Origin of the sequence: Tunicatimonas pelagia, from assembly GCF_030506325.1 — a bacterium.
GTDB lineage: Bacteria > Bacteroidota > Bacteroidia > Cytophagales > Cyclobacteriaceae > Tunicatimonas > Tunicatimonas pelagia.
On record NZ_CP120683.1, the window covers coordinates 5,860,338 to 5,871,617 of the forward strand.

The following is an 11,280-nucleotide window of genomic DNA, read 5'->3' on the forward strand; positions in this document are numbered from 1 at the left end:
GATCTATTTGGAAGCCCACCCTTGGGGAAGGTGACGGTGTATTTCAATATTCTCAAATTCCTGGCTCTGGCGAGCACCGGCCGTTTTAGCCCATGATGCCATACGCTCAATACCTTGAGCAATGGGTACAAAAGAATCAATATCAAATACGGACTTCACCTTGCTATGATCGGAATATGCGTGTACAACTTCTTTACGAGCTTCCAAATGACGAATTTGAGGTGACACATCGAACTGTTTTGCCACAACTTCTACCAATTCGTTCACGGTATACGGCTTATCAGCTCCAATGTTAAATACTTGATTACGTGCTGCCGGTACATTAATAGCATTGGCTATATAAGGTGCTACATCATCTACATGACTAAAGGCACGACTCTGGGTACCATCGCCGAAGATCGTTAGCGGCTGATCTTGCATAATCTGGTTCATAAAAATACCGATCACGTTACGATATTTATCCCCTATATTCTGATTCTCCCCATATACGTTGTGCGGACGGAAGATGATATAATCCAAACCGAAGAGACGATGGGCAGTATGTAAATCGAGTTCAACGGCATATTTGGCAATGCCATACGGATCTTCCGGCTCGGGTATCATGTCTTCTTTCATGGGTACCTGTCCGGGTCCGTATACTGCTATTGATGAAGTAAAAACAAAGCACTCGACATTATGCTTAACCGATTCATTAATCAGGTTAATGCTTCCAATGAGGTTGTTGTTATAATTAAATCGTCGAATAAAGTGAGACAATCCTTCAGCGGCATAGGCAGCTAAATGATACACATAATCAAACTGATATTGATCAAATAGTTGTTGTACAAGCTGAACATCAGTAATAGAGCCCTCAACAAAGGTGACTTCTGATGGAACATAATCACGAAACCCACCACTTAGGTCGTCTAATACAACTACTTTATGTCCTAACGCTAAACAATGATTTACGACGTGGGAGCCGATAAACCCGGCCCCTCCTGTAATTAAAGACTTTTTCATGAAGCTTGGAAATTGACGGTTCTACTTACTTTGGCAATAACAGGGGTGATTTCTTCTTTTGGGTGAATAATATTCCACCAAAGCCCCCTATACAATGCTTTCAGGTGTACAAAACGGCCTTTAGAAACATAGGTAACCGTTTTTTTAGGTATAATGAATAACAGAAGAAAAATAAGGAAGCCTATCCACTGCAAGGCATTAGTATTTCTTCTCATAAACAAAACTCGGTTTCGGTTATGATAGTAGGCTTTAATAGCACTTTCTTTACCCATCGTTATTGATTCCTTATGGTAAACTAATGCATTAGCTTGATAATATACACTGTACCCTTTATTTCTAATTTGGCTAGACCAATCTAGTTCTTCGTAGTAGATGAAAAACAAGTCAGGAAGCATACCAACTTCTTCTACTACTTCTCGCTTTACCATCATGGCGGCTCCATGCGCGTAGGGTGTTTCATGAGAGATATTGTATTGTCCTCGGTCTACTTCCTTCGAGCCAATTGCCCTATTTCTACCGGTGAAAGGATTAATTGGCGTGTAACCAGCGTATTGAATAATTTCTGGTTCTTGAAAATACCTGATTTTAGGACTGACCATTCCAACTTCAGGAAACAGATTGAAAGGCTCTAGCAGTCGCTCTAATAAATCTTCAGTAACTTCCGTATCATTATTGATTATTAAGAAGTACTCGCCTTGCGCTGATTCAATCCCCAAATTATTCCCGCCGGTAAACCCCAGATTTTCTTTGCTCACAATTACCTTAACATCCGGATACTGTTGGTGGACTACCTGGGTAGGATTAATTTTAGAGGCGTTATCAACTAGAATAATTTCAAAATTTGGATAAGAAAGCTGCTTGGTAGATTCTAAGAATTCGCAAGTAACTTCTAGCTGATTATAATTGAGGATAATGATCGATATTAATGGAAACTCTTTTTGCATACGTATTTAGATATTTTCAGATTCTGATTCAGGAAGTACTACCCGGTGTGGGGTGTGTATGAATTTCTGGTTAGAGTTCTTCAGCTTGAATAAGGTGATAAATAGTATGGCAAACGCGTAAGGTATTTTGAAGACAGCAACTAATAACTTACGGTTATAGAAGCTCTTTGGAATAGGTAACAGTAAGGCGATTGTAAAAACGAATAGCAATGTCCCCCAGATAAGAGGGCTACTAACGAAGGCAGAAGGGAAGAGTAGGCTAGCCAACATTATGAAAGGAAGTAAGCCTAAAATAAGCACCCTTGGCAAAATTAAATTACCGATAACTGCTGCTTCAAAGTAGGCAAAATTACCCGCTACTGCTTCAGAAAATGCAGCGCGAAAGTTTTTGCCCAAATAATAGAACTGGCTGGATAGCCAACGCCGACGTTGCTTCGCAAAGGTTTGAGCATGTTCTACCTTTTCGTCAAAAACAATAGCATCTTCAAGGTACTTTACTTGGTATCCCTGCTGGATTAAAGCTAAACATAGCTCCCGATCAAAGCCGCCAACTGCTTGAAGATTGGTAAGCGTATCCTTTAACAATTTGTAGTCAAAGGCCATTCCCGAGCCAATTAGTGAAGCTGAAAGACCAAGTGCGTTATAACCCTTTCTAAAAATATGGTTGTTAATAATTTCACTGGCTGCGTCAAGCATGGCAAAAGATGTATTCTTGTTTTTGGCAACCCGTCTGCCCTGAAGAACAACCTCTCCGGTAGCGTATGCAGCACATATGTGCTGTAGAAAACTGGAATCCATGATATTATCAGCATCTAGTATTACAGCAATATCGTACTGATCGGGTAGGGCTGCTAAACCAGCATTCAGAGCCTTAACTTTTGTGCTCTGGGCAAACGAAACTTCAACTAGCTTAACTGGTAATTTCTTTATTTCCTGAATCGTTTTTTCTTTTAAAGAATCTGCTATGATAACTACATCATGGTTTATAGCAGGGGATAAGCTCTGTTTCAGAGCGTTTTTTAAAGTGTGAATAATTACATAATCTTCTTTATAGGCAGGTATTAGCACCGCTATTTTGAGCGGAGAAGTTTTATGCAGCGAATACGTAGGCTTGTTCCTTAACTTGCCTGCCAATGATAGAATGAACAGATAAGTAACGACTCCTCCGAGGTAGATAAGAAGAAAACTCTCTAGTAATAGCATAAATGGTTATTGAAAGACTGTTTTCTTGCCGTAGTTTACATTTCCCCTTTCTGTAGCATAGCCGGAAATGTCTTAAAGATAATTTTCATATCAAGCCAAAGCGAGTGGTGCTTGGCGTAGTACAAATCGAGTTCAATTCTCTCTGATACTGTCATATCCTGCTTCTTAGATTTTGATACCTGCCACAAACCAGTGAGGCCGGCGGGAGCAAGGAAGCGGGATGCCCACTGATCTTTAGTGAGGTTTGCCCCTTCATCTAAGGGAAGAGGGCGGTTCCCAACTATTGACATATCTCCCTTTAGTATGTTAATGAGTTGCGGTAGTTCATCTAAACTGGTCTTTCGCAAAAATTTACCAATTCGCGTAACGCGAGGGTCATTTTTTACTTTAAAAAACACTGGCGATTCTAGGTCTGAATTATAAAAGTTTATGTTTTTATATTCTTCCCGAAGGTTATCTGCATTAGAACGCATCGTTCTAAATTTATAAAAGTCAAACACTTGGTAATCGGAACCAGCTCGCTTAGATGTGTAAAAAAACGGCCATCCAGATTCGGCCAAAATGAGCAAACCAATAATAAGAAGAAGTGGGCTAAGCAGTATAATGGCGCTGAGGGCAAAGAAAATATCAAATAGGCGTTTAAATACCCAATAGCTCTGCCGTTGTTCACGATCTGTATGTTGAACATGAAAAGCATTGTGTAAATGCTTTTTACTTAGGCGTGATCTATATTCAGTAAGAAAATTAAGCCTTTTTATAATATCGTCTAGGGCTGCATCAGTGCATATTACATCATCAACTTCTGTGCAGCTTGAGATATAGAATTGATAAGGGAAATTGCTTTTATCGGTAGCTAATAAAATAGGTGCGTTCTTCGTCTTACTTGACTTGCGAATGTCTGCACAGAAAGAGTTCAGCGATTCGAGCGACACATTAGTATCTATAACTGTAGCGGCTATTTGGCAGCTATCCTGACTGTCTGATCTTTGCAGCCAACTACTTGCTAAGGCGATGGTATCGAAGTATAGATAGTCAGTTTGGGCAAGTCTCAAAACAATATTCTCTGTTTCTTTTCCAACAAAGATGACTTTGCCCTTTGCAGAGAAAAGGGCGCTTGGTTCAAACTCTTGTGGCTGACAAAGAGTATTAATGTTAGAAATTTTAGTTAGAGGGGGCATTAGCTTAATTGTTATTAGTTTCTCTGACAGGTCTTAAGTATTAGCGACAAAATAGCTTCTGGATCGAACGGCTTTATCATATGAAAATAAATATCCGAAGCAAGGAATTGATTCAAACGAGGGTCTAATTGAGTATTCCCAGAAAGTACGATAACCGGAATTTCGCGGTATATAACACTACTTCTAAGATTTTGAATGAACTCTAGTCCATCGATGTTGGGCATATTCAAATCAGTAATTATAAAGTCTGGCGGATTCTGTTCCAGAAGCCATAGAAGCGCTTCTTCGCCATCTTGGAGCACTGTTACCTCGAAGTGTTTTCTAAGAGTTGTTGATAAAATAACCCGTATGGCTTTATCATCATCAACAACTAAGATGTGACCTTTCTTAGCCCTACTTCTTAAGATACTTCTACCCCATCTCATATGAGGGATCGTGTTATAAAGTGGCATTTTAACAACTTGATGATTGAGTAACAGAAAGCGACGTAAAATAGTAGATTAGTACTTAAATACTTAAACTGGCAAATAAAAGTACTTGAGCAAATATAAAACAAACTGTTTATAATTCAATATATTTTTCTGGTTTTCCTTTAACCTCAATATTGGTCTATTTATTGATACTTGCATATAAATAAGGTATAATTTAAAGTTGAAATTATTAATTTAATATTTATGCTCTTACGCCCAATATGCTTGTTATACTTAATTGAGTTAATATAGCAGCATATAACTAAGTAAGATTCTGATCTATAATGACAAAAATAGAAAAAAATATTTGAATAATCTAATTTCTTGCATATGTTTGAAGAATAATTTAATAATATAAAGGTTGTGTATAAACTTTCATATTCACTCAGCGAAAGAAAATTGCAATTACTTGAGGTGATAATCATTGCCATTATGGCTATCGTTCCTCTTTTTGTTACGTTCCCCTATCGTGTCAACATCTTTCTTTCTTGGGAGGGAGCGTATCGTTTGTACAGTGGCCAAGTTCCTTACGAGGATTTTGGTCTACCCATGGGATTTATGTTTTGGGTAGTGCCAGCCATTTTCTTTAAGATATTTGGTCCTAGCCTTGTTACTCTGGTAAAAGCACAGGTATTTGTCAATATCATTTCGGGTATAGCTTTTAGCTCTATACTGAAAACATTAAAAGTAGAGGTCGGTCTGAAGCTTGCTGCCGTATTTTTATTTTGTCTTTCTTACTCATTTTTCAACTTTTGGCCCTGGTACAATCATACCGTGTTTGTATATCAAATGATAGGTATGGCATTTGTGCTCTCGGCTGCTTTTGCTGTGAGTCAGAAAAGGCAGCTAATTTATGCAGTATTGGGTGGGGTGTTTGCCACACTCTCGTTTTTTACCAAACAAGATGGAGGAGCCTTAGCAATTATGCTTTGTGGAGTTTTACTTTTATACGATGCTATTCTTGAAAAGAGAGTCTCAATTTTATTGACATTTGCTCTGTCAGCATTGGCTACATCTGCTTTGTTGGTATTGCCATTTCTAGACGATGGCTTCACATATTGGTTCAACTACGGGCAGTCTCCGCATACCTCCAGGGTTAGCCTGAGTGATATTATCGACGAATTCTTCCTCCGTTCGGCCTGGATCAAGTTCTATGCGGTGGTAATAATTATACTTTTACTGAATAGGCTGAATAATAAGAGAAATATCTTTGAGTTGCTGCAGAACAAGCGAGACATGCTTTTCTTATTAATGACCATAGGGATATTGGTAGAGGCTTCTATTGTACAAGTTACCAGCTACACCCCTCCTAATAATAATATTTACTTTCATAGCTTTGCCTTTGTATTTATCGTGTCTCAGGTTCCGCTGGTTTTCAACCTAAGCCAGCCCAAATATCTAGCACCTTTTATAATATTAATTCTATTATGGTGGTCTAGTACGTTCTATAAGTACACGAAACCAATAATCAGTCGAGTAATGCCTACAACGGAGACTACCTCAGATGTAGTTAACCGGCATACGTATGTTATAAACACTGATACCAGCTACACCAATATTGAAAGAGCTGAGTGGGAGTTTGCCGATCATCCGGTTTTTAACCGAATATACATGCCTCCTTCTACAGTGAAGGGCATTGAACGTATTCAGCAGTTGGAGGTACTGAAGAATAATGAATCTCCTAAAGTACTTAATATGACTGAGCTAACGCCCCTAGCTCGGGTTCTCAATTACCAGCTAGAAACGAATGTTCCTCTTTGGCACCATCTTAACGTAAGCATGTTTACCCGAGAGAAGGATGCGTTTTGTGAGAAAATTGAAAACAGTTACTACGATGTGATATTGTTTGAGGACATCCCTAATCTTAATAACTTTTTCCCGTATGAAGTACGCAACTGCTTTGAGGGGCATTATCAATTGCAAGATACGTTTGTAGCACCCCGATACCCTACCAATGCTACTATTGAGGTATACATTAGAAATGAAGAGCTATCACCACATAAATAGCAGCACTTGAAAAAAGCTGAACAGGCTTGATAATTTGGTAAAGCTAAGGTTTTAGCTGGTACGTTGCTTGTATAGGATGATGTTCAGAATATTTCACATCTTCATAAGTGGTAAAATCTAATATTTCGATTTCATCCTGGAAGAATTGATGATCTATACGAAGAAAAGGAAGCGTATTGCCATTATAAGAAAAGCCAAATCCATTACCTGCTTCCTCAAAGGCGTTGCTCATTTTTTCATTGAAAGATTGATAAATATATCCGTAAGGGGACTCATTAAAATCTCCGCATACTATCACCGGATAAGGGCTAGTTTCAATGTAATTCATTATTTCTTCGGTTTGTTGGGAATGATGGATAAAACCGCTTCTAAGCTTGTAATAAATTTGTAATGCGTTAGACTTAGCTGAGTTTACACTGTTGGCATACATAGGGTTGTTTCCTCTCAGTTCCATAGACTGAAGGTGAACATTGATAACTCGCACGGTATCGGTGTAGATGGCTAAGTCAGTAAAAATTGCACGGTTGTAACGATTATCACTAATAAATATGTCACCTTGTTCAACAATAGGAAATCTGGAAAATGTAACAACTCCGTATTGCGCCTTATTAATTCCTAGCTTGTCGCTGGAAAAATAGTAATTGTATTTTTCGTCCCCCACCAGGGAAGCGATAGTATTGTACGTGCTAGAGTTATCATCATTGTAATATTCTTGAAAACACATAATATCAGCCGCCTGAGTAGTTATCCAGTTTTTGATAGCACTTGCCTCGGCTGGAATTTCGTCTGAAAATTGATCTCCTTCAAAGTAGTGGAGATTCGGTTTTTTGAAGAAGCTAACGTTATAGCTCAGAATGTTGAAACTTGTAGTAAAATCTTCTGATGACGATTGATTGATGGCGAAGGTCGATCTAATGAACTTAGTCCCTATAAGAAGTATAGCTAATGGAACTACCAGAAAAAACGATTTTTTGACGAGCCAGTAAATAACTAATATTAGCAGTAACAACAAAAGTAGCGGAAGAAAGAAGGGGAGTACTGCTACGTACATTGGTGAAGTAGGTGGTACGTTTGCACTGTAATAGACGAAAAGAGTAATAACTCCTAACAGGATGGTAATAAGCTTCATTTATTTAGGTTGTGTTATATTTATTTTACAGTTTATTGTGTAACAGTAATGCGTTAGAGTTGTGAATATTATTTATCATAAGAAAATAATTGACGCTTGAACAGAATAGCTTTTATTGAGTATGCTCGTGGTTACGCCATCTTATCCATTGTCTTATATCATTATCTTGTGGGGTATGATCTGGGCAAATGGTTAAACTTGTCAGTCTTTTTCGGGGGCACAGGTATTCATTTATTTTTCTTTTTGTCAGGTTTTGGCCTCAATCTATCAAAGTCAATTAAATTAGAGGGCTATTTTTCTAAACGGTTTTTAAAAGTTTACTTTCCATATTTTCTAATTGTCACCTTAATCTATACTTCGTCTACCTTTATAGCACTGTATCCGGATGCTAATGTAAACGTTTATCTAAGTCATATTCTGTTATACAAAATGTTTTTTCATGAGTATATTAACAGTCTAGGAGGGCATTTCTGGTTCATTTCTACCATTATTCAGTTTTACATTGTATTTCCCCTCTTACGGCGATTACAACAGGTTTTGGGAAATAATTTATTTCTAGTGCTATCAGTCATCGTATCTCTCATACATCTTTTGTTAACTATCTATTTCAGTTTATACGCTAGGCATATTAGCAGTATTTTCACGTTGTATCTCTGGGAGTTTGCGTTAGGAATGTATTTGGCTAAAGCTTATCAAAAAGATGGGGTAAAGTTTTGGGATGGATCAATATGGAAGTTCGCGGCTCTCTTTTTGTTCTCCATTACGGTAATGGGTGTGTTAACGCTTAGGTTAAATGAAGTGGGAGTCGTGCTAAATGATTTCGCCGCCTTTTTTGCTTATACATCCTTCTGCATTATTTCATATCACCTAATTTCCAAATCAATTGCTCCTGTTGGAAACTGGATTATTTCGGTTGGAAAATACTCATATTCATTATATCTAATCCATATGTTGGTACTGCATCTGGTTGAGAAGTCTTTTCGCACCATCAGTTTTGATTATCCTCTTTTTTATCTACCACTTATTTTTGTGCTGACGCTGTTTTTGGCAGCAAAGTACGAGCAAATCACTACAATATTGACCAATTTACTATCCACGAGAGTAAGGATATTTAGTCGTCAATAACAGCACTGAGCGATACCCCAATCAGCTCCTCAATGTTAACCCTGGCCAGAACCAGATTACTTTCGGCACGAATCAGCTTAATCTTTTCTGCATTATATAATTCTCCTGCTTTGGTATATTCTTCTACACCAATCTCACCTTCCCTGAAGTTTTGTTCGGCTAATGTATACATTGTATAAGAATCTTCTGACGATTGTGATTGTATCTCGTACATCTGCTTAGCAATTTTGTACTCTTCGTGCAGCCGATAGACAATTGCTCTTATTTGAAGTTTCTGTTTGTTCACTTCGGCTTGAGCGATATTTAACTCTTCTTTCGCCACTCGCACTCTGGTGGGCGTATTTAGTATGTCTAGGGAGATGCGAGCACCAAAGTTGTACCGAGGAAAAAAATTATTGAAATTATCGTCAGTCCCTTCCGGTGGGCTGATAGTAAACTCATTAAGGTTACCACTTGCAGTTAAATTATCTAGCCAGCTCCACTTAGATAGTGATACGTTTTTCTTGGCAATTACAGCTTGCCGTTGAACGATCTCATTATCCGGATAGTTCTGCCAAGCTAGTTGAACCAGTCGTTCAACCGGTTCTATGCCCTCCGCTTCGGGTGGTAAAATAATTCTGTTGTAATCAACCTCTTGCGCCCAACTGAGTGTGTATGCCAAGAGCAAAGAGAGGCAAGCAATAAATTTCATAAGATTCCTATTTATCTGGGTTATAATCAAATTCTTTCATCCGGTACATAAGCGCATAAATACTGCCTACAATAAACGATAGTGGGGGTTGTCCGTGGGCTATTTGAGCGAAATTAGCAATGCTAAGTGAAAAAAGACAAGTTATATAGGCGGCATACAGAATTTTAATGGTAGGGTCACGCACTTGGTAAAACCCTCTTATGCCAAGCACCATTATTGTAGCATACAGCGTTAAAAAGAGAAACAGGCCAACCCAACCGTACTCCAATGCAGTACGCAGATAGAAGTTATCGGGAGGGAACCCAGCCAACGTATGCCCCGGGTGATACCTTTCTCCCGGAAATCCGGTAGACTGAGGCCCACCTCCTATAGGATTTTCTAAAATATAGGGTTGAATGAGGGAGCGGTTGTTTTCGCGAACCGCATAAGAAGCATCCTCGGTAGGGCGAAAAGTAGAGCGAATTCGATTAAGAGGACCACTATAAAAGGGGCCAAAAATCAAAACCACCCCGGCAATGAAGGAGACTATGCTAACTGCTAAGATTTTCTTATTGTTGACATTCATTAAGAAGAATAGAACCAGGCCAACTGGAACCATTGCGTAGGCAGTACGGGTAAAAGAAAACACCATAGCAAAGAAGATAATGCCTGCGCTTAATAATAGTACAAGTTTCTTTTTTACACTAAAGGGGCCAAAAGCAAGCACAAAGCAGACTAGACCACTAAAGGCCATGAACATACCGAAACTAGATACGTCGGCTAGTATTGACCACCTTCTAAATCTGCCACCTACCGTGCTTAAGCCTAGCACCTTTGGGTTACTGTATACCCAAACTTTCTCAAACTCAAAGAGTCCGAAGTATTCTTGTTTTAAGGCGTAAATAGCAGTAAATACTGCTAGTGCAAGCCAAAATTTGGTGAAAAGTATCACGAAGGATCTGCTACTGAAAGCAAATATGGCTACTAGTACAAATAGAAATCCGGTAAATACCCCTCTCAACCCTACTAGCCAGCCTTGAATAGATAATGAGTTGGGGTTGAAAACTTGGAGTAGCTGGTACAAGAGCCATATCACCAATACGATTACTACCGGGCTCTTGATAATTTTAGTTTTTGGCTTTCGCTGTAGAAAAATACCAATAAACGTTACTAGAATAGTGATGCTGGTAATCGCTCCAAAAGGTATATCCGGACGTAATCGGATTAGTGTGAAGATAGAGAACGATTGCAGGACAATAAGCAACATTCCAATGCGAATGTTAAACAAGCAGACCAGTAGAAAACCAGCCCCGGTCAACCCACCTAATAGAACAGTACCAATTAAAGGCCCCCTTTTTGCAACAATGACTGTTATGAGTAGGGAGCCGAATAATGCAACGATAAAGGTAGATAGGTAAATGAACCTTCTACTCATCACTGTATCTAGTACTTTACTACGTATGTCGCCAATTTGTATCACGAGTCAGTTAATTTGACTTTATGCATTCTTGATCAAAAGAATAAAGTTTTTAGGAATAGAAAAAGATAGATGAAC

10 protein-coding genes are annotated in these 11,280 nt (G+C 38.6%); 2 read left to right on the plus strand and 8 right to left on the minus strand.

Annotated features, from left to right (window positions below; translation table 11 throughout):
* Positions 1-3: 3 nt before the first annotated feature.
* The 5 genes from P0M28_RS25125 to P0M28_RS25145 are packed head-to-tail and all read right to left on the minus strand — an operon-like array spanning position 4 to position 4,749.
* A complete protein-coding gene (locus tag P0M28_RS25125; protein ID WP_302206107.1) occupies positions 4-999 on the minus strand; it encodes an NAD-dependent epimerase/dehydratase family protein in 996 nt (331 codons plus the stop codon).
* A complete protein-coding gene (locus P0M28_RS25130) occupies positions 996-1,943 on the minus strand; it encodes a glycosyltransferase family 2 protein (protein ID WP_302206108.1) in 948 nt (315 codons plus the stop codon). Before P0M28_RS25130 ends, P0M28_RS25125 begins: the two co-directional genes overlap by 4 nt.
* 6 nt (positions 1,944-1,949) lie before the next feature.
* Positions 1,950-3,146, minus strand: a complete 1,197-nt coding sequence (locus P0M28_RS25135) for a glycosyltransferase family 2 protein (RefSeq protein ID WP_302206110.1) — start codon at positions 3,144-3,146, stop codon at positions 1,950-1,952.
* 35 nt (positions 3,147-3,181) lie between these two features.
* Complete coding sequence (locus tag P0M28_RS25140) at positions 3,182-4,324, minus strand: sugar transferase (RefSeq protein ID WP_302206112.1); 1,143 nt, start codon at positions 4,322-4,324, stop codon at positions 3,182-3,184.
* Positions 4,325-4,338: 14 nt separating this feature from the next.
* Entirely contained in the window at positions 4,339-4,749 is a 411-nt protein-coding gene (locus P0M28_RS25145; RefSeq protein WP_302206114.1) for a response regulator, read from the minus strand.
* 477 nt (positions 4,750-5,226) lie between these two features.
* Between P0M28_RS25145 and P0M28_RS25150 the strand changes: the two genes are divergently transcribed.
* Positions 5,227-6,801 (plus strand): glycosyltransferase family protein, encoded by a 1,575-nt coding sequence (locus tag P0M28_RS25150; protein ID WP_302206116.1) that lies wholly within the window; start codon positions 5,227-5,229, stop codon positions 6,799-6,801.
* A 43-nt stretch (positions 6,802-6,844) separates the two neighbouring features.
* Here P0M28_RS25150 and P0M28_RS25155 read toward each other — a convergent pair whose 3' ends face one another.
* The gene (locus tag P0M28_RS25155; protein ID WP_302206117.1) at positions 6,845-7,930 is read right to left on the minus strand and encodes an endonuclease/exonuclease/phosphatase family protein; all 1,086 of its coding nucleotides are present in this window, start codon (positions 7,928-7,930) and stop codon (positions 6,845-6,847) included.
* 96 nt (positions 7,931-8,026) lie between these two features.
* Between P0M28_RS25155 and P0M28_RS31185 the strand changes: the two genes are divergently transcribed.
* Entirely contained in the window at positions 8,027-9,055 is a 1,029-nt protein-coding gene (locus tag P0M28_RS31185) for an acyltransferase family protein (protein ID WP_367281884.1), read from the plus strand.
* On the opposite strand, the gene P0M28_RS25160 is transcribed toward P0M28_RS31185, so the two are convergent.
* Positions 9,042-9,746, minus strand: coding sequence for a TolC family protein (locus tag P0M28_RS25160; protein WP_302206118.1), 705 nt, complete (start codon positions 9,744-9,746; stop codon positions 9,042-9,044). The genes P0M28_RS31185 and P0M28_RS25160 overlap by 14 nt on opposite strands.
* A 7-nt stretch (positions 9,747-9,753) precedes the next feature.
* On the minus strand, positions 9,754-11,205 hold the full coding sequence (locus P0M28_RS25165; protein WP_302206119.1) for an O-antigen ligase family protein: 1,452 nt from the start codon (positions 11,203-11,205) through the stop codon (positions 9,754-9,756).
* Between the last annotated feature and the right edge of the window lie 75 nt (positions 11,206-11,280).

Bases quoted from the DNA above. Each gene is read 5' to 3' on its own strand.
- P0M28_RS25125 (WP_302206107.1), bottom strand. From the start codon at position 999: ATGAAAAAGTCTTTAATTACAGGAGGGGCCGGGTTTATCGGCTCCCAC.
- P0M28_RS25155 (WP_302206117.1), bottom strand. From the start codon at position 7,930: ATGAAGCTTATTACCATCCTGTTAGGAGTTATTACTCTTTTCGTCTAT.
- P0M28_RS25160 (WP_302206118.1), bottom strand. From the start codon at position 9,746: ATGAAATTTATTGCTTGCCTCTCTTTGCTCTTGGCATACACACTCAGT.
- P0M28_RS25135 (WP_302206110.1), bottom strand. From the start codon at position 3,146: ATGCTATTACTAGAGAGTTTTCTTCTTATCTACCTCGGAGGAGTCGTT.
- P0M28_RS25145 (WP_302206114.1), bottom strand. From the start codon at position 4,749: ATGAGATGGGGTAGAAGTATCTTAAGAAGTAGGGCTAAGAAAGGTCAC.
- P0M28_RS25130 (WP_302206108.1), bottom strand. From the start codon at position 1,943: ATGCAAAAAGAGTTTCCATTAATATCGATCATTATCCTCAATTATAAT.
- P0M28_RS25150 (WP_302206116.1), top strand. From the start codon at position 5,227: ATGGCTATCGTTCCTCTTTTTGTTACGTTCCCCTATCGTGTCAACATC.
- P0M28_RS25140 (WP_302206112.1), bottom strand. From the start codon at position 4,324: ATGCCCCCTCTAACTAAAATTTCTAACATTAATACTCTTTGTCAGCCA.